The organism is Terrihabitans aquatilis, from assembly GCF_052542005.1.
Genome location: NZ_JBOCUO010000002.1, coordinates 98,771 through 121,526, shown reverse-complemented (window position 1 = coordinate 121,526; position 22,756 = coordinate 98,771). Strand labels below are relative to the sequence as shown.

The window sequence follows — 22,756 nt, the reverse complement described above, 5'->3', positions numbered from 1 at the left end:
GGAGCATGGAGGGGCGAAATTGCGTCGTCAACGGGGTTCGTGATCGTAAACCGTATCTTAATGGGTGTTCGGTGCGGTACCGGCCACAGCGGTGCCGAGATCGCTGATCCAGGCAATGTGCTCCTCGGCGCGGAGCTTGGCGTCCGCGTCGTGGCTGTGCGCCGCGACGCTGCGCGCGGCCTCGATTTCGGCCGTGAGACGCGCGCCATCCAGCTCTTCCGCTGGAAACGCGTTGTCGGCAAGGATGGTGAGTCCGGTCGGGTTCACTTCCGCGAAGCCGCCGCGCACATAGAGCCGGCGGACGGGGCCGCTTGCCGGCGTCACGGTCACGATGCCGGGACGCAGCAAAGCGATGAGCGGCGCGTGGCCGGCCATCACGGTGAACTCACCTTCCAGGCCCGGGGCGGTCACGCTGTCGACCTGCTCGGACACCAGAAGCCGTTCCGGCGAGACGAGTTCGAAAGGGAAGCTGGCCATGATGATGTCCTCAGAGGCGACGGCGGTCGGCAACGAAGCCGAGGCCGAGCCCGATGATTCCGCCGATCACGGCGAACAGGCCGATATGCTGCCATTGGTCGGAGGTGATGTCTCCGCCGCCGCGCGCCGGCTCGTCGCCCGTGATCTGGATGTTGACGCCCGGAAGGCTGATCTCCGCCGATTGCGGCCGCGTCACATAACCGATCAAGCCGCCGGCCACGAGGCCGATGATCAGAAGAATGACTTTGCCGTTCATGCGGAGATCCTTTTCCCGACTCAGGCCGCTTCGGCCGCGAGCTTCTGGGCCTTCTCGATCGCCTCGTCAATGGAGCCGACCATGTAGAAGGCCGATTCCGGAAGGTGATCGTATTTGCCCTCGACCAGGCCCTTGAAGCTCTTGATCGTGTCTTCGAGCGCCACGAGCTTGCCCGGCGAGCCGGTGAAGATCTCGGCGACGTGGAAGGGCTGCGACAGGAAACGCTCGATCTTGCGGGCGCGCGTCACGGTCAGCTTGTCCTCTTCCGACAGCTCGTCCATGCCCAGGATGGCGATGATGTCCTGAAGCGCCTTGTAGCGCTGCAGGATCTGCTGCACCTGGCGGGCGGTCTGGTAGTGCTCCTCGCCGACGATGGCGGGGCTCAGGATGCGCGAGGTGGAGTCGAGCGGGTCGACCGCCGGGTAGATGCCCTTTTCCGCGATCGAGCGCGACAGAACGGTCGTCGCGTCAAGATGGGCGAAGGAGGCGGCCGGGGCCGGATCGGTCAAATCGTCGGCCGGCACGTAAATGGCCTGCACCGAAGTGATCGAACCCTTGGTCGTGGTGGTGATGCGCTCCTGCAGCGCGCCCATGTCGGTCGCAAGCGTCGGCTGGTAACCCACGGCCGAGGGGATGCGGCCGAGCAGCGCCGACACTTCCGAACCCGCCTGCGTGAAGCGGAAGATGTTGTCGACGAAGAACAGCACGTCCTGACCCTGGTCGCGGAAATGCTCGGCGACGGTCAGGCCGGTCAGTGCCACGCGGGCGCGGGCGCCCGGGGGCTCGTTCATCTGGCCGTAGACGAGGGCGCATTTCGAGCCGGCGGTCGAGCCGTTGTTCTCGTGCGGGTCCTTGTTCACGTTGGACTCGATCATCTCGTGATAGAGATCGTTGCCCTCACGCGTGCGCTCGCCGACGCCGGCGAACACCGAATAGCCGCCGTGCGCCTTGGCGACGTTGTTGATGAGTTCCATGATCAGCACGGTCTTGCCGACGCCCGCGCCGCCGAACAGGCCGATCTTGCCGCCCTTCGAATACGGAGCCAGCAGGTCGACGACCTTGATGCCCGTGACGAGGATTTCCGATTCCGTCGCCTGGTCGGCATAGGACGGGGCCGGCTGATGGATGGCGCGGGTGGTCTCGCCGACCACCGGGCCGAGCTCGTCGACCGGCTCGCCGATGACGTTCATGATGCGGCCAAGCGTGGCGTCGCCGACCGGAACCATGATCGGGCCGCCGGTGTCGGTCACCGGCTGGCCGCGGGTCAGGCCCTCAGTGGTGTCCATGGCGATCGTGCGGACAGTGTTCTCGCCCAGATGCTGCGCAACCTCGAGCACAAGGCGGTTGCCGCCGTTGTTGGTCTCGAGTGCGTTCAGGATCTCCGGCAGCTGACCGTCGAACTGCACGTCGACGACGGCGCCGATAACCTGTGCGATGCGCCCCGTATTGGTGGCCATTCTCGTCTCCTTGGGAATTCGTAAGCCGTCAGACGACGGTCAGCGTCACCGGAACGTTGTTCCGGATCGCCTTGGAATAGGGGCACACCTGATGGGCTTCCTCGACCAGCGCCTCGACGGCGGCCTTGTCGGCGCCGGGGATCGAGACCTTCAGGTCGACGGCAAGCGAGAAGCCGCCATCGGTGTTGAGCGTGACTTCCGCGGTGACGCGGGCGTCCTTCGAATCGATATTGTGCTTCTTGCCGAGGCCGAGCAGGGCCTGGCCGAAGCAGGACGAATAGCCCAGCGCGAACAGCTGCTCGGGGTTGTGACCCTGGCCGTCGCCGCGGATCTCCTTGGGTGCGGCCATGGCCAGCGCCAGCCCGCCGTCGGCCAGGATCGCGCGGCCGTTGCGGCCGCCAGTCGTCGTCGCTACCGTCTTGTAAGCCATGCTCGCCTCCTCACGGACGTGGATCAGAGCGCCTCGGCACCGGAGATGATCTCGATCAGCTCCTTGGTGATCTGCGCCTGACGCGTGCGGTTGTAGTTCATCGTCAGCTTCTTGATCATGTCGCCCGCGTTGCGGGTGGCATTGTCCATGGCGCTCATGCGCGCGCCCTGCTCGGACGCCGCGTTTTCCAGAAGCCCACGGAAGATCTGCACCGCGATGTTACGGGGCAGGAGGTCGGCGAGGATTTCGCTTTCCTCCGGCTCGAACTCGTAGGGCAGGGAGTTTGCCGCGGCATCGTTCGCCGGCAATTGGGCCGGGATGATCTGCAGCGCGGTGGGAACCTGCTGCACGACCGACTGGAAGCGCGAGAAGAACAGGGTGGCGACATCGAACTCGCCGGTTTCGAAACGCTCGATCACGCTCGTGGCGATCGCCTCGGCGTTGACGAAGCCGAGCTGCTTGACGTCGCGCAGATCGACATTGGCCTCGAGACGCTCGCTGAACTGCCGGCGCAGGATGTCCACGCCCTTGCGGCCCACCGGCAGGATCGTGACGTCCTTGCCTTCGGCCAGAAGCCTGTTGGCATGCTCGCGCGCCAGACGGGCGATCGAGGAATTGAAGCCGCCGGCCAGGCCGCGCTCGGCGGTGGCGACGATCAACAGATGCTTCTGCGTCTGGCCGGTGCCCCGCAGCAGGCGCGGCGCGTCCGGAGAATCGGCGAGGCCGCCGGCGAGGTTGGCCAGCACGCGCTCCATGCGTTCCGCATAGGGGCGTGCCGCCTCGGCTGCCATCTGGGCGCGACGCAGCTTCGCCGCGGCGACCATCTGCATCGCCTTGGTGATCTTCTGCGTCGCCTTGACGGAGGCGATCCGGTTGCGGAGATCTTTAAGAGAGGCCATTCCGTGCCGCCTTCAGCCCGCGATCAGGCGAAGTTCTTGGCGAAGGCGTCGACCGCCGCCTTGAGCTTCGTGGTGGTGTCCGCCGACAATTCCTTGGTCGTGCGGATGGTGTCGAGCAGATCGGCGTTCTGGGAACGCAGATGGGTCAGGAGACCCTGCTCGAACGGGCGCACGCGCTCCAGCGGCAGCTTGTCGAGATAGCCGTTGGTACCGGCGTAGATCACGGCAACCTGCTCCTCGACCTTCAGCGGCGAGAACTGCGCCTGCTTCAGAAGCTCGGTAAGGCGGGCGCCGCGGTTGAGGAGGCGCTGCGTCGTGGCGTCGAGGTCGGAGCCGAACTGCGCGAAGGCCGCCATCTCGCGGTACTGCGCGAGCTCGCCCTTGATCTTGCCGGCAACCTGCTTCATCGCCTTGATCTGAGCGGACGAGCCGACGCGCGACACCGAGAGGCCCACGTTCACCGCCGGGCGGATGCCCTGGTAGAACAGGTCTGTCTCGAGGAAGATCTGGCCGTCGGTGATCGAGATCACGTTGGTCGGGATGTAGGCCGAGACGTCGTTGGCCTGCGTCTCGATGACGGGCAGGGCGGTCAGCGAACCGGCGCCGTTCTCGTCGTTCAGCTTGGCCGAACGCTCCAGCAGACGCGAGTGGAGATAGAACACGTCGCCCGGATAGGCTTCGCGGCCCGGCGGGCGGCGCAGCAGAAGCGACATCTGACGGTAGGCCACGGCCTGCTTGGACAGGTCGTCATAGGTGATGAGGGCGTGCAGGCCGTTGTCGCGGAAGAATTCGCCCATGGCGCAGCCGGCGAAGGGCGCCAGGAACTGCATCGGGGCCGGATCGGACGCGGTCGCGGCCACCACGATGGAATAATCCAGCGCGCCGTTTTCCTCGAGCGTCTTCACGAACTGCGCGACCGTCGAGCGCTTCTGGCCGATGGCGACGTAGACGCAGTACAGCTTGGCCTTCTCGTCCGTGCCCTGGTTGATGGGCTTCTGGTTGAGAATGGTGTCGAGGATGACGGCGGTCTTGCCGGTCTGGCGGTCGCCGATGACGAGCTCGCGCTGGCCACGGCCGACGGGGATCAGGGCGTCGATGGCCTTGAGGCCGGTCTGCATCGGCTCGTGCACGGATTTGCGCGGGATGATGCCCGGCGCCTTGACGTCCACGCGGCGGCGCTCGGTGTATTCGATCGGGCCCTTGCCGTCGATCGGGTTGCCGAGCGCGTCGACCACGCGGCCGAGCAGGCCACGGCCGACCGGCACGTCCACGATGGCGCCGGTGCGCTTGACGGTGTCGCCTTCCTTGATGTCTCGGTCGGAGCCGAAGATCACGACGCCGACATTGTCGGTCTCGAGGTTGAGGGCCATGCCCCGGATACCGCCGGGAAATTCGACCATCTCGCCGGCCTGAACCTGGTCGAGGCCGTAGATGCGGGCGATGCCGTCACCCACGGACAGCACCTGGCCAACTTCGGAAACCTCGGCTTCCTGGCCGAAATTCTTGATCTGGTCCTTGAGGATCGCGGAGATCTCAGCGGCGCGGATGTCCATCAGCGCACCTCTTTCATGGCATGTTGGATGGCGGAAAGTTTTGTACGGAGGGAGGCGTCGACCATGCGGCTGCCGAGCTGCACGATGATGCCACCGATAATCTTGGGGTCGACCTTGACGTCGATTTTGACGTCCTTGGACGTCACCTCACGCAGCGCGGCCTGCACGTCCCGCATGCGGGCGTCGGAGAGCGGCTCGGCCACGGTGACCTTGGCGGTCAGCTCGCCCCGCGCCTGGGCGACGAGGGCGCGGAAGCCGCTGATGATGCGCTCGATCGCGAACAGGCGACGATTCTTGGCCACGAGACGGACGAAATTGCCGACGAGGCCCCCGATGCCGGCGCGCTCCAGAACCGCGGAGATCGCGGCGAGCTGGTCCTCGGAGGAAAAGACGGGGCTTTCGACGAGGCGGCGCAGGTCGGCGCTTTCCTTGAGCAGCGCTCCGAACCGGTCGAGATCGGCCAGGACGGCGTCGATCGCGTTTTCGTCTTTGGCAAGCTCGAACAGCGCGGTCGCGTAGCGGCCCGCCATTCCCGTCGGAGTTTGATCGTCTGCTGCCACCGGAAACGGTCTCTCGTCTGGTCTGCTCAAGGGGCGACCGGCGCAAGGGCCTGTCAAATCTTGAGAAATCTCTTGAAGATGGCCGAGAAAGGCCGGTCCGTAAGGGGTTCCCTACAGACCGGGCGTTGACTAACACAGCTGTCACAGCGGTGCAACGCGCCTTGATGCGGCGGAATGGCCACTTTTTGGTCGTATTCAGAGAAAGCTGATCGGATCGACGTCGATATGGACGCCGACGCTGCCGGTCGGGGCAGGGGCGGCCGAAATCCAGGCGCGGATCAGGCCCGAGACATCGGTGCTGCGCTCGGCCCGCACCAGCAGTCGGATGCGGTGGCGGCCGCGCAGAATCGCGATCGGCGCCTCGGCGGGGCCCAGCAGGCGCGCCCCGTTCGCCTCGGGGAAGGCCTGCGCCAGCACGCGGGCGTAAACCTCGGCATCGACCTTGTTGGGCGCCGACACGACGAGGCTCGCCAGCCGCCCGAAAGGCGGCAGCAGGGCGTCGGCGCGGGCGGCGATCTCGGCGGCGTAGAAGGCCGCACCGTCATGCCGTTTCAGCGCCTGCATCACGGGGTGGTCGGGGTCGTGGGTCTGGATGATTCCCTTGCCCGGCCGTTCGCCGCGGCCCGCGCGTCCGGTCACCTGTTCCAGCATCTGGAAGGTGCGTTCCGCGGCACGGGGATCGGAGGTGCCGAGCCCGAGATCGCCGTCCACCACGCCCACCAGCGTCAGATGCGGAAAATTGTGCCCCTTGGTCACCAGCTGCGTGCCGATGACGAGATCCACCTGATGCTCCTCCACTGCCTTCAGCTCGGCGCGGATCTGGTCGGCGCCGGTGATGAGGTCGCTGGAGAGCACGGCCAGTCGCGCCTCGGGAAAGAGCGCGCCGGCCTCGTCGCGGATGCGTTCCACGCCCGGCCCCACGGCCGCCAGCTTGTCGACCGTGCCGCATTTCGGGCAGGCCGGCGGCACCGGCTCGTGGTGGCCGCAATGATGGCACATCAGCTGGCCGCGAAACCGGTGCTCCACGAGCCAGGCCGTGCAGTTCGGGCAGGCGAATCGGTGGCCGCAGGCGCGGCACAGGGTCAGCGGCGCAAATCCCCTCCGGTTGAGGAACAGCAGCGCCTGCTCGCCCCGCCCCAGGGTCTCGCGAACCTCGTTTTCGAGAGCGGGCGCGATCCAGCGGCCGCGCTCGGGCGGATCGGCGCGCAGATCGAGCAGGCCGATCTGCGGCATGGAACGGCCGCCGAATCGCTCCGGCAATATGTGATGGCGGTAGCGCTTCGCCTCCGCGTTGACGCGGCTTTCCAGCGAAGGCGTCGCCGACACCAGCAGAACAGGCGCATGCGCCAGCCGTCCGCGCACCACCGCCATGTCGCGGGCGTGGTAGATCGGCACGTCGTCCTGCTTGAAGCCGGCATCGTGCTCCTCGTCGACGACGATGACGCCGAGATCGCGGAACGGCAGGAACAGGGCCGAGCGCGCGCCGATCACCACCCTCGTCTCGCCGGTCGCGGCGCCGTGCCAGATGCGGGCGCGGCGGCGCGCACCCACGGTCGAATGCCATTCGCCGGGCGCGGCTCCGAATCGGGCGGTCACACGGTCGAGCAGCGCCTTCGTCAGCGCAATCTCCGGCAGCAGGATCAGCGCCTGGCGGCCCGCCCTCAGCGCCTCGGCGACGGCCTCCAGATAGGTCTCGGTCTTGCCGGAGCCCGTCACGCCTTCGAGCAGATGGGTGGAGGCCTCGCGCTCGTGCACCGCTCGCCGCAATTCCGTCGCCAGCTCGCTCTGCCCGGCGCTGAGGCCGGGCGGGGCATGATCGGGATCGAGGCCCGCGCCGACCGGCTCCGGCTCCAGCTCGGCCACGCGCAGCGCGCCATCGGCGACCAGGCCGTCGATCACGCCGGGCGAAACGCCTGCTTCCCGCGCCAGATCGGCCTTGGCGCGCGGCCGTCCGTCGGATGCCACGGCCATCACGCGGGTGCGGGCGTCGGTTGCGCGCGAGGGCGGCTGCCCCGTCGCCATGATGACGCGGCGCACCTTCTCCTCGCCCACGTCCCGCGCGCCGCGCACGGCGATGCGCAGCACCATGCCGCGCGGGGCCAGGGTGTAGCGCGCCACCCAATCCACGAAGTGCATCAGCTCGGCACCCAGCGGCGGCAGATCCAGCACGCCGCGCACGGCCTTCAGCCGCTTCTGCGGCACGTCCGGATCACCCGGCCCCCACACCACACCGCCCACGGCGCGCGGGCCGAGCGGCACCTCCACGAAGGTGCCGGGCTCCAGCGTCAGCCCCTCGGGCACGGAATAGGTGAAGCTGCGGTCGAGTGCGACGGGCAGCAGAACTTCGGCGGTGTTCATTCCGGCTGGTGGCAGACGGCTTCCAGATTGTGGCCGTCGGGGTCCAGGACGAAGGCGGCGTAATAGTTCGCGTGGTAATGGGGGCGGAGGCCGGGTGGCCCGTTGTCCACGCCGCCGGCGGCAAGAGCGGCCTCATGAAAGGCGCGAACGTCCGCACGGTCCGACGCCGTGAAGGCAATATGGATGGCTGGCGCCGTCAGCACGCTCGCGGAGAGCCACAATTCGGGCCGTCCATTGCGGCCCAGACCGCAACCGGTGCTGCCGCCGCCCTTTTCCTCCGCCGTCACCTCCATGGAGATTTCGATGCCGAGGGGTCGCAGGGCCGCGAGATAAAATGCTTTCGACGTGTCATAATTGGCGACAGCAAGTCCTATATGGTCGAAAATCATCCGCTCTTCCCCTGGCAAGAGGCCGCCGCACGTCTGGATAGCCCGCCAATTTGCGAGACATAGACCATGAAATTCTTCGTTGACACCGCCGACATCGCCGAAATCCGCGAACTGGCCGAAACCGGCCTGCTCGACGGCGTCACCACCAACCCGTCGCTCGTGCTGAAGGCCAACCGCCCGTTCCGCGACATCATTGCCGATATCTGCGAAGTGGTGCCCGGCCCGGTTTCGGCGGAAGTGTCCGCGATCGACGAGGAGGGCATGCTGGCCGAAGGCCGTTACCTGGCGAAGATCGCCAAGAACGTGGTCGTCAAGCTGCCGCTGACGCTCGATGGCCTCAAGGCCTGCCGCAAGCTGCGCGACGACGGTACCATGGTCAATGTCACGCTCTGCTTCTCGGCCAATCAGGCGCTGCTCGCCGCCAAGGCCGGCGCCAGCTTCATCTCGCCCTTCGTCGGCCGCCTCGACGACATCAACGTGGACGGCATGCAGCTCATCCGCGACATCCGCCAGATCTATGACAATTACCCGGCGCTGGAGACCGAGATCCTCGCAGCCTCGATCCGCACCGCCAACCACGTCACGGACGCGGCGCTGGCGGGCGCCGACGTCGCCACCATCCCGCCCTCGGTCATCAAGGGCCTCGTCAAGCATCCGCTGACCGACAAGGGCCTCGAAACGTTCGTCGCCGATTGGGCCAAGACCGGCCAGACCGTCCTGCCGAAATAATCATCGGCGCGGCCTTTCCCGCTTAAGGGGAAGGCCGCCTCCTGTCGGAAGGTACGTCATGTACCTTCCCGCACCCATTCGATCACCCGTTTTGCGACCGAGCGCTTGCGGCCGGCAAGAACCGCGATGTTGTCGACATCGAAGACGGCCCCGGACGCTTCGGCAATATCCCTGAGCCAGGACGGAAAGGCGTCGAGCCGGTGAAGCGGCTTCACGCCGGCATCGTTGCGATAGACTTTCTTCGGGCTCTCGGAATATCGGCCGAGCGTCGAATGGGTGAACTCGACCTCCCATTCGAAATCGGGCTCGGAGCGAACGCTTAGCCTCAGATGGGGCGCGAGGTGCGGGCTGCGCTCGCTGCCCTGTTCCGCAACGGAGATGGAAATCGTCCAGTCGAACTCGTCGGCGAGATCGAGGTCGAGCGCCCGGACGAGGGCGGCGGATTCCGTCTTGTCACGGCGGGCTTTTTCGATGGCGGCCAGCTTGCCGACCAGTTCGTGAAACCTGGTCTCCTCGCCGCCCGCCTCGTCCGCCATGGCGCGAACCATGGTGTAGAGAAGAGCGAGATATTCATCCCGACGCGGCAGATCAGGCGCACCCTCGACGAGGCCGCGGAGGAGTTCGGTGCGGGTTTCCGGGTTGAGGAGGATGATCAGAATCATGCCCCACAGCCTCAGATTGACAAGGTCGAACGCCTCTCCCGACCGGCGACGGTCGTGAACGTAATCGAGATGACGCAGCATCTGGAGCAGCCGGGGCGCCTCGCCGATAAAAGGCCGGAACTTGTCCTTCTTGTCGCGCTGGGCCGGAAGCGTCGTGTACTTGCCGACCTGAACAAGCGTCTTCAGCCGAACCTTGAGATCCTTAGCGCTGTCGAGCGCTCCACCGGGGAGTTCGCCCGCGTCGTCGAAGCCGAAGACGTAAAGGCTGTCGAAGCGCGTCTCCATGTGGTTCGGGCGCGATTGGTCGATGCCCGGAAGCAAACGCCGATAGGCGTCGACCAGAAGGGGGATTTCCTTTTCGGGCACCGGCGGAAAGCCGCCTGACCGCTGCATGTAGAAGGCATAGAACGCGGTGCGCTCAGCAGGTTCGAGCGCACCCGGCAGCTTGCCGGCGATCGGCGCAAGCCGGTGGTGGTTCATCGTCCAGAAGCTCGGTTTCGAGCCGCCGGCGTTTTCTTGATCCGCGATGAAAGCGCGCGCGAGTTCGGCGGGATCGGATTGCGTCAAGATGATCTCCTGGGGCGGGGGGTCGAAAGCGGTCGTGCTGGATCGGTAGGAGCATTTCCGTGTTCTTGGTTTACGCCTAATGACATTTTAAGCCGCTCGGCCTCATTCTCTTCGGCATGACCGACGATCTCACCGCCATCCTGCTTCCCGCCGCGCCGGACGTGCAGGCCGCGTTTCGCGATTGGCTCGCCCATCTCGCGCATGAGCGGCGGCTGTCGCCGAAATCGGTCGATGCGTATGGGCGCGACGTGCGCTTTTTCCTCCGTTTCCTGCAGGATCATCTCGGCCAGCCGCCGGCTTTGGCCGATCTCGGCTCGCTTGCCCCGCGCGACATCCGCGCCTTTCTTGCCCGCCGGCGGGGGGAGGGGCTGGCCAGCCGCTCGCTGGTGCGGGCGCTGGCCGCGTCGCGAAACTTCGCCCGTTTTCTGGAACGCTCGGGCCGGGGCTCCGCCGCCGCGCTTACCGCCATTCGCGGGCCCAAGGTTCCGCGCAGCCTGCCGAAACCCATCGCCGCCGAATCGGCCCGCCGCCTCGTCGATCCCGACGTTCGCTCCGAAGCACGTGACCCCTGGATATTGGCGCGCGATGCCGCCGTGCTCGCTCTGCTCTATGGCTGCGGCCTGCGCATCGCCGAAGCGCTTTCCCTCAAGCGTGAGGAAGCGCCCATCGAGGGCCGCCGCGCGGTAACGGTCACCGGCAAGGGGGGCAAGATGCGCACCGTGCCCATCATCCCGGCGGTCGCCAACGCCATCGAGGATTACATCAAGCTCTGCCCGTGGACGCTGAAGCCGAACGGCCCGCTCTTCGTCGGGGCCAAGGGCGGGGCTCTGTCGCCCCGCATCGTGCAGCGCGCCATGCAGGAGCTTCGCGGCGCGCTGGGCCTGCCGGAAACGGCCACCCCGCACGCCTTGCGTCACTCATTTGCAACACACCTGCTGGCACGTGGTGGTGATCTACGGTCGATCCAGGAACTTTTGGGCCACTCAAGCCTTTCTACGACACAGATCTACACCGAAGTGGATGCCGCCCGCCTCATTGCCGTCCATGCCGCGACCCATCCGCGAGCATGACGCGCCCGAGGCCCGGGATCGCCTCGGTCCGAAAAACGGGGCGGACCATGTCGTTGAAGCGCAGTCTCTATCTTGTCGCAGGTTATTTCGTGGCGCTGACCCTGATGGGCGCGCCCTTCGCCCTGATCGAGGGCGGCGCCCCGTCGAGCGCCATGGCGCAGGCGCAGGACTAGGGTTCACGCAGTTTTGTCGACCCGATGTCACAAAGCCGGGCGATAAAGAGAAAGCTGGTCCCCCAACCGGCACAATCTCCAGGATTCGAGACCCTCGAGATTCGAGAAAGGCCCCGCCGCAAGACGGGGCCTTTCTTGTTGGCTCACATGTGCAGAGCGCGTTTTTCGACGGCGAGCGCCGCTTCCTTCACGGCCTCCGACAGGGTCGGATGGGCGTGGCAGGTGCGGGCGATGTCCTCGGACGATGCCCCGAACTCCATCGCCACGGCGGCTTCCGCGATCAGCGTGCCGGCATCGGCGCCGAGGATGTGCACGCCCAGCACGCGGTCGGTCTCTGCGTCGGCCAGCACCTTCACGAAGCCGTCGGTCGTGTTGTTGACCTTGGCGCGGCCGTTCGCGGTGAAGGGGAACTTGCCGACATTGTAGGCGGTGCCCGAGGCCTTCAGCTCGTCCTCGGTCTTGCCGACGGAGGCCAGTTCCGGCGCGGTGTAGACCACGCTTGGGATCACGTCATAGTTCACGTGGCCCGCTTTGCCGGCCAGCAGCTCGGCCAGGGCCACGCCCTCGTCTTCGGCCTTGTGCGCCAGCATCGGGCCTGCGATCACGTCTCCGATGGCATAGATGCCCGCCACCTTCGTCTGGAAATGTGCGTCGGTCTTCACGCGGCCGCGCTCGTCGAGCTCGACGCCCGCTTCCTGAAGGCCGAGGCCCGCCGTGTAGGGCACACGGCCGATGGCCACCAGCACGACATCGGCCTCGAGCGTCTCGGCCTCGCCGCCCGCCGCCGGTTCCACGCTCACCTTCAGCACGTTGCCGGATGTGTCGACGCCCGTCACCTTGGAACCCAGCTTGAAGGCGAAGCCCTGTTTGGACAGCACGCGCTGGAACTGGCTCGCGGTCTCGGTGTCGATGCCGGGCAGGATGCGGTCCAGGAATTCCACCACCTGCACCTCGGCGCCCAGCCGGCTCCAGACCGAGCCGAGCTCGAGGCCGATCACGCCCGCGCCGATCACCAGCAGCTTCTTGGGGACCGACGTCAGCGCCAGCGCGCCGGTGGACGATACGATGCGCTCCTCGTCGATCTCGATGCCGCGCAGCTTCGCCACGTCCGAGCCCGTGGCGATCAGGATGTTCTTCGTTTCTAGCGTCTGCGGTTCGCCGCTCTCCGGCGTCACCAGAACGCGGCCCGCGCCGGGGATCGAGGCGGTGCCGTGGAAGGCGTCGATCTTGTTCTTCTTCAGCAGGAATTCGACACCCTTGGTGTTGCCCTCGACGCCCTTGTCCTTGAAGGCCTGCATGGCGGCGAGGTCGAGTTCCGGCTGGGATACCTTGATGCCCATGCCGGCGAAGGCATGTCCGGCTTCGGCGAACAATTCGGAGGCGTGCAGCAGCGCCTTGGAGGGGATGCAGCCCACGTTCAGGCAGGTGCCGCCATGGGTCGCCCGCTTCTCGACAACGGCCACTTTCAGCCCGAGCTGTGCCGCGCGGATCGCGGCCACATAGCCGCCCGGGCCGGTGCCGATGACGATGAGATCGTAGCTTGCCATTGTCGAAGAACCTTTCAGAGCGTCACCAGGTGAGGGCAACCAGCATCAGCGTCAGCCCGATGGCCGACGCGATCCAGACGAGAGACCGGATATAGGGGATTCCGGCCAGATAGAGGGGGATGTAGGCAATGCGCCCGGCGAACCACAGCCATGCGCCGAACGCGCCGAGCCCACCGGCCTGGCCCGTCACCACCAGCGCCAGCGCCAGCCCGATGAAGGCCGGGTAGGTTTCCTTGTAATTGTTGAGCGCGCGGTCGGCCCGTCCGGCCAGCGCGCCCTTCGGCTTCACATCGCCGTCGCGCGGGCCGGCGTTCCAGGCGGTGCCCAGCTCCTTCGTCGCCAGCAGGCCCTGCAGGGCGGTGTGCACGAACAGGAGGAGGACGCTGAGGGCAAGGACGATGATCTCGTGCGGCATGTCAGCTCCTCGGGGTTCAGGGCGCGCGTTGCAACGCGAGGCGAACGCCCAGCGCGATGAAGATCAGGCCGGTCGCGCGGCTGACCCAATGGCCGAACCGCACGAAGCCCTTCCGGATCGCGGGCGTCGTGAAGAACACGGCCACCAGCGAGAACCACACGATGCATTCGAGCGAGATCAGCAGGCTGTAGATCGCCTGCCCGGACACGGGCCGCTCGTGAGACACGAGGACGGTGAACAGGGAGACGAAGAACAGGGTGGCCTTCGGGTTCAGCAGATTGGTGAGAAAGCCGATGCCGAAGGATCGCGATGTCGGGCGCTCGGGCAGATCCTGCCGGTCCACGATCATTGCCGGATCGGCGGCATCGCCGCTCTTCCGGCCGGCGCGCAGCGACATGATGCCGATGAACAGCAGATAGGCCGCTCCCGCGAACTTGATGATCGTGAACGCCAGGATCGACTGCGACACGATGAGACCCACGCCAAGGACGGTGTACGTGGCGTGGATCAGGATGGCGGATGCGATGCCGAGCGCCGAGAGCACGCCCGCGCGGCGGCCGAACGCGACGCTCTCCCGCACCACGCAGAAGAAATCGGCCCCCGGCACGATCATCGAGATCGTGAAGATGGCCAGCAGCGTGGCAAGTTCGGCGCCGTCGATCGGCATCGCGTCACGTCCTCAGAGATCGAGGACGAGGCGCGCCGGGTCTTCCAGGGCTTCCTTGACGCGGACGAGGAACGTCACCGCGCCCTGACCGTCGACGATGCGATGGTCGTAGGACAGCGCCAGATACATCATCGGGCGGATCACCACCTGGCCGTTCTTGGCCACGGGGCGCTGCTCAATGCGGTGCATGCCCAGAATGCCCGATTGCGGGGCGTTCAGGATCGGCGTCGACATCAGCGAGCCGTAGACGCCGCCATTGGTGATGGTGAACGTGCCGCCCTGCATGTCCTCCATGGAGAGCTGGCCCTCGCGCGCCTTCTTGCCGAGGCCGCCGATGGTCTTCTCGACCTGGGCGATGCTCAGGGTCTCGGCATTGCGCACCACCGGCACGATCAGGCCGCGATCGGTGCCGACGGCCACGCCGATGTTGTAATAGTTCTTGTAGACGAGATCGGTGCCGTCGATCTCGGCGTTGACCTCGGGAATCTCCTTCAGCGCCTGCACGCAGGCCTTCACGAAGAAGCCCATGAAGCCCAGCTTCACGCCGTGCTTCTTCTCGAATACGTCCTTGTACTGGGCGCGCAATTCCATCACCGCGCCCATGTCGACGTCGTTGAACGTCGTCAGCATTGCGGCGGTGTTCTGGGCGTCCTTCAGGCGCTTGGCGATGGTCTGGCGCAGGCGGGTCATCTTCACCCGCTCTTCCTGCGCGCCCTGGTCGGCCGAGGCCGGCGCACGCACCTGCTGTGCCGGAGCGGGAGCGGGAGCGGCTTGCGCCTGCAGCATGTCGCCCTTGGTCACGCGGCCGTCCTTGCCGGTGCCGGACACGCCCGAGGGGTCGATGCCGGTTTCGGTCGCGATACGCCGCACCGAGGGGGCGAGGCCCGCATCGGAGGGGGCGGCCTTCGGCTCGTTCTTCGGAACGGCGCGTTCCTTCGGCTCTTCCTCGGCGGCGTTGATCGGCTGCGCTGTGTCGGTTTTCGCCTGCGGCTTGCCGGTATCGCCGGCCTTGTCCTTCGTGGAGGGCGCGGCCGAGGAGGCCTGCGCACCATTGCCCTCGCCGATGGCGCCGAGCAGGGCACCCACCTCGACCGTCTCGCCTTCCTGCACGCTGATCTCGGAGAGCACGCCGGCGGCCGGTGCCGGCACTTCCACCGTCACCTTGTCGGTTTCGAGCTCGACCAGCGGCTCGTCGGCGCGCACCGCATCACCGGCCTTCTTGAACCATTTGCCGATCGTTGCCTCGGTGACGGATTCACCAAGCGTGGGAACGCGGATCTCGGTTGCCATGTCCTACCTCTTTGCGCGCCCCTCTCGGGCGTCAGCTTTCGTTCAGGCGAACGCCTCGTCCATCATCTGCTTGAGCTGGGCGAGATGCTTCGGCATCTGGCCCACCGCGGTCGAGGCGGCCGGCGGCCGTCCCACATAGCGCGCGCGCCGCTCACCGGGCGCCTTGTTCGAGGCCCAGTTGATGTATTGATCCACGAAGAACCACGCGCCCATATTGCGCGGCTCTTCCTGGCACCACACGATCTCCGCATTGCGGAAGTGCGACAGCTCTTGCGCCAGCGAACGCGCCGGGAACGGATAGAGCTGCTCGATGCGCAGGATGTAGACGTCGTCGATGCCGCGCTTCTCGCGCTCCTCGACGAGGTCGTAATAGACCTTGCCCGAGCACAGGATGATGCGGCGGATCTTGTCCTCGGAGACGAGGCCCGTGCCGCCCATGCGTTCGTCGAGCTCGTCGTGCAGCCAGCGGTGGAAGAAGGTGCCGGGCCCGAACTTGTCGATGCTCGACACCGCCTTCTTGTGCCGCAGCAGGCTCTTCGGCGTCATGATGACGAGCGGCTTGCGGAAATCGCGGTTCAGCTGGCGCCGCAGAACGTGGAAATAGTTCGAGGGCGTCGTGATGTTGCAGACCTGGATGTTGTCCTCGGCGCACATCTGCAGATAGCGCTCCAGGCGGGCCGAGGAATGCTCGGGCCCCTGGCCCTCATAGCCGTGCGGCAGGAGCATCACGAGGCCGGACATGCGCAGCCATTTCTTCTCGCCGGCGGTGATGAACTGGTCGATCACCACCTGCGCGCCGTTGGCGAAGTCGCCGAACTGCGCTTCCCAGAGGGTCAGGGCGTTGGGCTCGGCCAGCGAATAGCCGTATTCGAAGCCGAGCACGGCCTCCTCCGAGAGCATCGAGTTGATGACCTCGTAGCGTGCCTGGCCCTCGCCCAGATGATTGAAGGGCTTGTAGCGGCCGTCGGTCTCCTGATCGGTCAGCACCGAATGGCGCTGCGAGAAGGTGCCGCGCTCCACGTCCTGGCCGGACAGGCGCACGGGGTGGCCCTCCTTGAGGAGCGAGCAGAACGCCAGGGCCTCGCCGGTCGCCCAGTCGATGCCTTCGCCGGTCTCGATCGCCTTGCGGCGCGCATCGAGGAAGCGGCCGATCGTGCGATGGGCCTGGAAGCCCTCCGGCACCTTGGTGATGCTTTCGCCGATGGCGCGGATCTCGTCGATCTCGATGCCGGTCTTGCCGCGCCGCGGATCGTCGATGTCCTTGCCGGCGGGCCTGAGGCCGGCCCAGCGGCCGTCCAGCCAGTCGGCCTTGTTTGGCAGATAGCCGGAGCCGGCCTCGAACTCGGTGTCGAGCCGGGCGCGCCATTCGGCCTTGCGGGCAGCGACCTCGTCCTCGGTGACGACGCCTTCCTCGATCAGTTTCTTCGAGTAGATCTCGAGCGTCGTCGGACGCTGCCGGATGATCTTGTACATCTGCGGCTGCGTGAAGGACGGCTCGTCGCCCTCGTTATGGCCGAAGCGGCGGTAGCAGAACATGTCCACCACCACGGGCTTCTTGAACTTCTGGCGGAACTCGACCGCGATCTTGGCGGCGAAGGTCACGGCTTCCGGATCGTCGCCGTTGACGTGCAGCACCGGCGCCTCGACCATCTTCGCCACGTCGGACGGGTAGGGCGACGAGCGCGAATTGCGCGGGCTCGTGGTGAAGCCGATCTGGTTGTTGATGATGACGTGGATCGAGCCGCCGGTGCGGTGGCCGTTCAGCCCGGACAGGCCGAAGCATTCCGCGATCACGCCCTGGCCGGCGAATGAGGCGTCGCCGTGCAGCAGGAGCGGCAGCACCGCCGTGCGCTCCTTGTCGCCATGCTGGTCCTGCTTGGCGCGAACCTTGCCCAGCACCACCGGATCGACGATCTCGAGGTGCGAGGGGTTCGCGGTCAGCGACAGATGCACGTTGTTGCCGTCGAACTCGCGGTCCGACGACGCACCGAGATGGTATTTCACGTCGCCCGAGCCCTCGACGTCCTCGGGGGCCGAGGAGCCGCCCTTGAACTCGTGGAACAGCGCGCGGTGCGTCTTGCCCATCACCTGCGTCAGCACGTTGAGGCGGCCGCGATGGGCCATGCCCAGCACGATCTCCTTCACGCCCAGATTGCCGCCGCGCTTGATGATCTGCTCGAGCGCGGGGATCAGGCTTTCGCCGCCGTCGAGGCCGAAGCGCTTGGTGCCCGTGTATTTGACGTCGAGGAACTTCTCGAAGCCCTCGGCCTCGATCAGCTTGTTCAGGATCGCGCGCTTGCCCTCGCGGGTGAACTCGATCGACTTGTCCGGCCCCTCGATGCGCTCCTGGATCCAGGCCTTCTCGGCCGGCTCGGAGATGTGCATGAACTCGACGCCCAGCGTCGAGCAATAGGTGCGGCGCAGGATGGCCAGGATCTCGCGAAGCGTCGCGAACTCCATGCCGAGCACGTGGTCGATGAAGATCTTGCGGTCGAGGTCGCCTTCCTCGAAGCCGTAGGTCGCGGGGTCGAGTTCCTCCAGCGAGCCGGAATTGCGCATGCCGAGCGGGTCGAGGTCCGCCGCCAGATGGCCGCGCATGCGATAGGCGCGGATCAGCATCAGGGCGCGCACGCTGTCGCGGGTGGCGCGTTGCGCGGTCTCGGGCGCGATCTCCTGCCCGGCGCTTGCCGCCTTGGCCTGGATCTTGGTGCCGATGGCCTTTTCGACCGCCGGCCAATTGCCGTCCAGCGCCGAGACCAGTTCCCCGTTCAGCGGGCGCGGCCAGTTTTCCTGCTTCCAAGAGGCGCCCTGCGCGCTTTTCTCGATGTTCTGGGGATTGTCGCCGAGGCCGCGGAAGAAGTCCGCCCAGCCGGCGGCCACCGAATTCGGGTCGCGCTGATAATCGGCGTAGAGATCTTCGAGATAGGCGGCGTTGCCACCGTAGAGAAAGGCGCTGTCGAGGAAGTCTTGGTTCGCCTTTTGGCGTGGCATGATGTGTCCCGGCGTCGTGCGTTCACAGCCCGGCCCCACGCCGGACTGCTGAGATGAAACGGCACCCCGCCGGATCGCTCCGGCCCCGTGCCTAAGGTCTGCCAATCACGGACGGGTTTCAACACCCGTCCGGCAATTTTCGTCAGCGATAATGAATGTTTGCGGCGGTCTTGCGTCAGGAGCCGAGGTGCGGCGCGATCTGCTGGCAGGATTCGACCAGTCCGCGCACGGATTCGATGGATTTCTCGAACATGCCGCGCTCGGCGCCGTTCAGCTCCACCTCGACCACGCGCTCCACGCCGTTCGCGCCGATCACCGCCGGCACGCCGACATAGAGCCCGTCGACGCCGTACTGGCCTTCGAGATGGGCCGCGACGGGCAGAACGCGCTTCTTGTCGCGCAGATAGCTCTCGGCCATCGCGATGGCAGAGGAGGCCGGTGCGTAGAAGGCGGAGCCGGTCTTCAGCAGGCCCACGATCTCGCCGCCGCCCTTGCGGGTGCGCTCGACAATGGCGTCCACCTTGGCCTGGCTGGTCCAGCCCATGCGGATCACGTCGGGCAGCGGGATGCCGGCCATCGAGGAATAGCGCACCAGCGGCACCATGTCGTCGCCGTGGCCGCCCAGCACGAAGGCCGAGACGTCTTTCACCGAGACGCCAAGCTCCTCGGCCAGGAAATAGCGGAAGCGCGCCGAATCCAGCACGCCCGCCATGCCCACCACCTTGTTGGCCGGCAGGCCGGAGGCCTTCTGCAGCACCCACACCATGGCGTCGAGCGGGTTGGTGATGCAGATCACGAAGGCGTCGGGGGCGTATTTGCGGATGCCCGCGCCGACCTGCTCCATCACCTTGAGGTTGGTGCCGACCAGATCGTCGCGGCTCATGCCGGGCTTGCGCGGCACGCCGGCGGTGACGATGACGACATCCGCGCCCTCGATGTCCGAATACTGGTTGGTGCCCTTCATGTTGCTGTCGAAGCCCTCGATCGGCGAGGCTTCGACGAGGTCCAGAGCCTTGCCCTGCGGGGTGCCTTCGACGATGTCGAACAGCACGACGTCGCCGAGTTCCTTCATGCCGGTCAGAAGGGCGAGCGTGCCGCCGATCTGTCCGGCGCCGAGCAGTGCGATCTTGTTGCGGGCCATGGAGAGAGCCTCCCTCGAACGGGTGGGAAAGATGGCCCTGAACTAGCCCGGAGCGGGGGGCGGTTCAAGGAGCGTCGACGGCGATTTCGACCCTCTTCTCTGGCATGCCAAATACCCATGCCGCGGAACGCATTTCCGTGAGGCGCGAGGCGGTGCGCTGGAACACCCAGGCCTGCCGTCCTTCCCTCAGCAAACCTTCGGGTTCGGCAGCGGCGGAAGCGATCAGCCGGACCCGCCGCTCATAGGCCTCGTCCACGAAGAGAACGAAGCGGCGGACGGCGTCCTGCGGCTGGGTGTCGAGCGTCGGAATATGGTCGACGAAAATGGTGCCGTAGCGCCCGGTGATGGCCCCGAAATCGGCGGGTCCGCGGGCCACCTTGCACAGCTCGTCGAATGTGAAACGCGCAACCCCGTTATGCGCATTGGGGATGACAACTTCGCGGCCCTGAACCTGCAAGGTCTCGGCTTTTCCCTGTGCGACGCCGGCGCATCGCCGAAACGCCGCATCCATGGCCGAGTCGGCGCGGCCATCGAGCGGCGCATGCCAGCTCTGCGCGATCTCGCCCTTCTCCTGGCGGAAATCGGTGCGCGAAGAGAGTTCCGCCACGTCGAGCCGCTGTTCCAGCAGCGCGATGAAGGGCAGCACCAATTCGCGGTTCAGCCCCCCGGCATAGAGCTTCGACGGCGGCGCGTTCGAGGTCGCCACCACGATGGTGCCGCGCTCGAACAGGCGGCCGAACAGGCGCGACAGCATCATGGCGTCGGCGATGTCGGTGACCTGCATCTCGTCGAAGCACAGAAGCCGGGTCTCGTCCGCCACCGCATCGGCCACCGACAGAATGGGGTCCTCGCCCGCGCCCAGGCCCGCTTTGCGCTTGGCGTGCACGCGCGCATGCATGTCCACCATGAAGGCGTGGAAGTGCGCGCGCGTCTTGCTCGCCACCGGGGCCAGATCGAAGAACAGATCCATCAGCATGGATTTGCCGCGCCCGACCTCGCCCCAGACGTAGATGCCTTTGGCAATGGTCTTCGCGGGCTTGCGGCCGAACAGCCCGGCCAGGAAGCCCTTCGCGGGTGCGGGCTCGGCCAGCTCCTGCAACAGGCGGTCGAACCGTGCGGCAAGCGCGGCCTGCGCCTCGTCGCGCTCGATCTTTCCGGAGGCGACAAGCGCTCCGTATTGCTCGGTCAGTGTCGGCATTGCAGGCCCGATATAGGCCGGCGAGAGGGCAAAGTCTTCCCCATGCTGGAGGTGAAACAATTTTGCTACGCCCCGGAACCAATGACGGCTTCGTGCGTTCCGCAGGGTTGACGTTATTTGTGGCAGGCTCATCCTGTAGGCAATACAGGGGGCCTGGCTGATGCGCCGCTATGTGTTCGTCGCGTTGATTGCGTTGGTTGCGTTTGGTGTGTCGATGTGGACCGGGGAGGCGGATGCCGTCACCATCGGTTCGGACGCCCGTCTCACCCTGGCGGATTTCGCCGCCAAGACCCGCCAGCCTCTGGAAGTCTTCGAGAGCCGCTACGCCGCCACCGGCATGGTGGTCTGCTCCGGCGTCTATTCCACCGCGCAGCTCACCATCCGCAACGACGTCGTCACTACCGCGGCCCATGCCTTCTACGGTCCGGACGGCAATCCGCGCGGCGACCTGTCGTCCTGCGTCTTCACCATCGCTGTCGACGGCGCGGCGCGCGAGATCCCGCTCGTCGTGTCCTCGCTGAAAGTCGGTTCGCGCAATCCTTATGCGGTGTCCCCGGTGTTCGACTGGGCCGTCGTGCGGCTGGCCGCGTCCGTGCCCAATGCCCGGCCCTATGCGCTCGGCCGGCCGGGCGTCGCGGGCATGCCCATCGTTCTGCTCGCCCATCGCCATCGCGGCTGGGTGTACGATGGACGCAAGGCCATCGAGGCTTGCGCCATCCGCGAATCCCATTTCGAGGACCGCGACAGCCCGCGCGAGATCGCCATCGATTGCAGCGCGGGAGAGGGGGCCTCTGGCAGCGCCATCATGACGCCCGGCGCAACGGGTTCGATGGTCGGCATCTATGTCGGCTGGCGCAGCACCCATCCTGAAACGGCGGGGCCCTATTCCGAAACCCACATGAATTTCGGCGTGGCGGTGGAAGGCGCGTTCCGGTCGGCCATCCTCGCCGTGACGAAGGTTCCGGGGCCGACGGACGTTCCGGCCACCACGGCGTCGGTCGCCGGGCTGCGCTAGGACGCTCCTGTCAGCGGCGGTCGGCGAACGACATCGCCGCCATCTGCTCGGCGGGAACGGGCGGCGTCACGCCCAGGAGATCGTTGGCCTGCCGCACATCGGCCTCGTCCACCTTCCCGCGATTGGCGCAGGCCAGCGCGAAGGCCGCCGATTGCGCGTCGCCGCGATGCGCCGCGTTCTTGTAGGCCGACAGGCAAATGAGGGGCGAAACCTGCGGCGCGCGGGCCATGGCGGCATGCGCCGCGCCCACCCGCTCGCCCTGGGCCGGAATTTCCGTCGGCGTGGCGGCCTTCTGCACGGCAACTTCGGCGGCGGCTTCCGCCCGCGCGGTCGCCGCGATCTCCACCACGGCGCTGGTGTCGGCGGTGTCGAGCGAAATCCCCACAAGGCCATTGGTCTGCGCCACGATGGGGCGGGTCAGATCCTCACCGGCGGCCATGCGCAGCAGCACCGCGGCGGTTTCGAGATCGCCATCCTGGGCGCTCGTCTTGTAGGCGGCCAGCAATTCGATGGGCGTCTTCGCGCCGGCGGTTTCCACGAGGCCCGGCGCCAATTGATCGGAATCGACGAGATAGATCTTTGACGGCGGGTCGGTCCGGGCGTTCTTCACCGACACCTTCTTGCCGGCGGCCTTGCCCTTGCCCGTCCTGGCGGCCTTGCGCACCGCCTTGCCCTTGGACTTCGCTTTGGCCTTCGCGGATTTCTTGGCGGGCGCGGCTTCGGCCTGCGACGCCGCGAGGGGATTCATCGACAGCGAGAGGCCGACCGGAGCCGCCGCCAGCACAAATGCCAGCGCGCAGCCGGTCAGAACGGTATGGGTGAGCTTCATCGATTGTTCCCGAACTGTGCGACGGACGGCGGCGTGCCAAGCCAGCGGTCGACATCGTCTTCGGTCGGGAAACTACAGACCAA

22 protein-coding genes are annotated in these 22,756 nt (G+C 66.5%); 4 read left to right on the top strand and 18 right to left on the bottom strand.

The window, feature by feature from the left end:
- Window positions 1-57 precede the first annotated feature (57 nt).
- The 9 genes from ACQ6S1_RS06600 to ACQ6S1_RS06560 form a co-directional block, all read right to left on the bottom strand.
- Entirely contained in the window at window positions 58-477 is a 420-nt protein-coding gene (locus ACQ6S1_RS06600; RefSeq protein WP_445040398.1) for a F0F1 ATP synthase subunit epsilon, read from the bottom strand.
- Between the two features lie 10 nt (window positions 478-487).
- Complete coding sequence (locus ACQ6S1_RS06595) at window positions 488-733, bottom strand: hypothetical protein (RefSeq protein WP_445040397.1); 246 nt, start codon at window positions 731-733, stop codon at window positions 488-490.
- A 20-nt stretch (window positions 734-753) separates the two neighbouring features.
- Window positions 754-2,190 carry a F0F1 ATP synthase subunit beta gene (atpD, locus tag ACQ6S1_RS06590; RefSeq protein WP_445040396.1) on the bottom strand — a complete coding sequence of 479 codons (1,437 nt, stop codon included), beginning with the start codon at window positions 2,188-2,190 and terminating at the stop codon, window positions 754-756.
- Between the two features lie 28 nt (window positions 2,191-2,218).
- A complete protein-coding gene (locus tag ACQ6S1_RS06585; protein WP_445040395.1) occupies window positions 2,219-2,620 on the bottom strand; it encodes an organic hydroperoxide resistance protein in 402 nt (133 codons plus the stop codon).
- 23 nt (window positions 2,621-2,643) lie between these two features.
- Window positions 2,644-3,519, bottom strand: coding sequence for a F0F1 ATP synthase subunit gamma (locus ACQ6S1_RS06580; protein WP_445040394.1), 876 nt, complete (start codon window positions 3,517-3,519; stop codon window positions 2,644-2,646).
- Between the two features lie 23 nt (window positions 3,520-3,542).
- Entirely contained in the window at window positions 3,543-5,072 is a 1,530-nt protein-coding gene (atpA, locus tag ACQ6S1_RS06575) for a F0F1 ATP synthase subunit alpha (RefSeq protein ID WP_445040393.1), read from the bottom strand.
- Window positions 5,072-5,632, bottom strand: coding sequence for a F0F1 ATP synthase subunit delta (locus ACQ6S1_RS06570; RefSeq protein WP_445040392.1), 561 nt, complete (start codon window positions 5,630-5,632; stop codon window positions 5,072-5,074). The genes atpA and ACQ6S1_RS06570 overlap by 1 nt, the downstream gene beginning before the upstream one ends.
- Window positions 5,633-5,827: 195 nt before the next feature.
- The gene (locus ACQ6S1_RS06565) at window positions 5,828-7,990 is read right to left on the bottom strand and encodes a primosomal protein N' (RefSeq protein WP_445040391.1); all 2,163 of its coding nucleotides are present in this window, start codon (window positions 7,988-7,990) and stop codon (window positions 5,828-5,830) included.
- A complete protein-coding gene (locus ACQ6S1_RS06560) occupies window positions 7,987-8,376 on the bottom strand; it encodes a VOC family protein (protein ID WP_445041225.1) in 390 nt (129 codons plus the stop codon). Before ACQ6S1_RS06560 ends, ACQ6S1_RS06565 begins: the two co-directional genes overlap by 4 nt.
- A gap of 69 nt (window positions 8,377-8,445) precedes the next feature.
- Here ACQ6S1_RS06560 and fsa point away from each other — a divergent pair, with 69 nt between their 5' ends.
- Complete coding sequence (fsa, locus tag ACQ6S1_RS06555; RefSeq protein ID WP_445040390.1) at window positions 8,446-9,108, top strand: fructose-6-phosphate aldolase; 663 nt, start codon at window positions 8,446-8,448, stop codon at window positions 9,106-9,108.
- Between the two features lie 56 nt (window positions 9,109-9,164).
- On the opposite strand, the gene ACQ6S1_RS06550 is transcribed toward fsa, so the two are convergent.
- Window positions 9,165-10,337, bottom strand: coding sequence for a hypothetical protein (locus ACQ6S1_RS06550; protein WP_445040389.1), 1,173 nt, complete (start codon window positions 10,335-10,337; stop codon window positions 9,165-9,167).
- Window positions 10,338-10,453: 116 nt separating this feature from the next.
- Here ACQ6S1_RS06550 and ACQ6S1_RS06545 point away from each other — a divergent pair, with 116 nt between their 5' ends.
- On the top strand, window positions 10,454-11,407 hold the full coding sequence (locus tag ACQ6S1_RS06545) for a tyrosine recombinase XerC (protein WP_445040388.1): 954 nt from the start codon (window positions 10,454-10,456) through the stop codon (window positions 11,405-11,407).
- 47 nt (window positions 11,408-11,454) lie between these two features.
- A complete protein-coding gene (locus tag ACQ6S1_RS06540) occupies window positions 11,455-11,580 on the top strand; it encodes a hypothetical protein (protein WP_445040387.1) in 126 nt (41 codons plus the stop codon).
- A 143-nt stretch (window positions 11,581-11,723) separates the two neighbouring features.
- Here the strand turns inward: ACQ6S1_RS06540 and lpdA are convergent, their stop codons facing one another.
- The 7 genes from lpdA to zapE form a co-directional block, all read right to left on the bottom strand.
- A complete protein-coding gene (gene lpdA / locus ACQ6S1_RS06535) occupies window positions 11,724-13,127 on the bottom strand; it encodes a dihydrolipoyl dehydrogenase (RefSeq protein WP_445040386.1) in 1,404 nt (467 codons plus the stop codon).
- A 22-nt stretch (window positions 13,128-13,149) separates the two neighbouring features.
- Window positions 13,150-13,542 carry an MAPEG family protein gene (locus ACQ6S1_RS06530; RefSeq protein WP_445040385.1) on the bottom strand — a complete coding sequence of 131 codons (393 nt, stop codon included), beginning with the start codon at window positions 13,540-13,542 and terminating at the stop codon, window positions 13,150-13,152.
- Window positions 13,543-13,558: 16 nt separating this feature from the next.
- On the bottom strand, window positions 13,559-14,209 hold the full coding sequence (locus tag ACQ6S1_RS06525; protein WP_445040384.1) for a LysE family transporter: 651 nt from the start codon (window positions 14,207-14,209) through the stop codon (window positions 13,559-13,561).
- 12 nt (window positions 14,210-14,221) lie between these two features.
- Window positions 14,222-15,499, bottom strand: a complete 1,278-nt coding sequence (gene odhB, locus ACQ6S1_RS06520) for a 2-oxoglutarate dehydrogenase complex dihydrolipoyllysine-residue succinyltransferase (RefSeq protein ID WP_445040383.1) — start codon at window positions 15,497-15,499, stop codon at window positions 14,222-14,224.
- 42 nt (window positions 15,500-15,541) lie between these two features.
- Entirely contained in the window at window positions 15,542-18,490 is a 2,949-nt protein-coding gene (locus ACQ6S1_RS06515; protein ID WP_445040382.1) for a 2-oxoglutarate dehydrogenase E1 component, read from the bottom strand.
- Window positions 18,491-18,665: 175 nt separating this feature from the next.
- On the bottom strand, window positions 18,666-19,631 hold the full coding sequence (mdh, locus tag ACQ6S1_RS06510) for a malate dehydrogenase (RefSeq protein ID WP_445040381.1): 966 nt from the start codon (window positions 19,629-19,631) through the stop codon (window positions 18,666-18,668).
- Window positions 19,632-19,695: 64 nt separating this feature from the next.
- Window positions 19,696-20,829 (bottom strand): cell division protein ZapE, encoded by a 1,134-nt coding sequence (gene zapE, locus ACQ6S1_RS06505; RefSeq protein ID WP_445040380.1) that lies wholly within the window; start codon window positions 20,827-20,829, stop codon window positions 19,696-19,698.
- A 160-nt stretch (window positions 20,830-20,989) separates the two neighbouring features.
- Here zapE and ACQ6S1_RS06500 point away from each other — a divergent pair, with 160 nt between their 5' ends.
- Window positions 20,990-21,844 (top strand): trypsin-like peptidase domain-containing protein, encoded by an 855-nt coding sequence (locus ACQ6S1_RS06500; RefSeq protein ID WP_445040379.1) that lies wholly within the window; start codon window positions 20,990-20,992, stop codon window positions 21,842-21,844.
- Window positions 21,845-21,854: 10 nt separating this feature from the next.
- Here the strand turns inward: ACQ6S1_RS06500 and ACQ6S1_RS06495 are convergent, their stop codons facing one another.
- On the bottom strand, window positions 21,855-22,673 hold the full coding sequence (locus ACQ6S1_RS06495) for a hypothetical protein (RefSeq protein WP_445040378.1): 819 nt from the start codon (window positions 22,671-22,673) through the stop codon (window positions 21,855-21,857).
- Window positions 22,674-22,756: the final 83 nt, after the last annotated feature.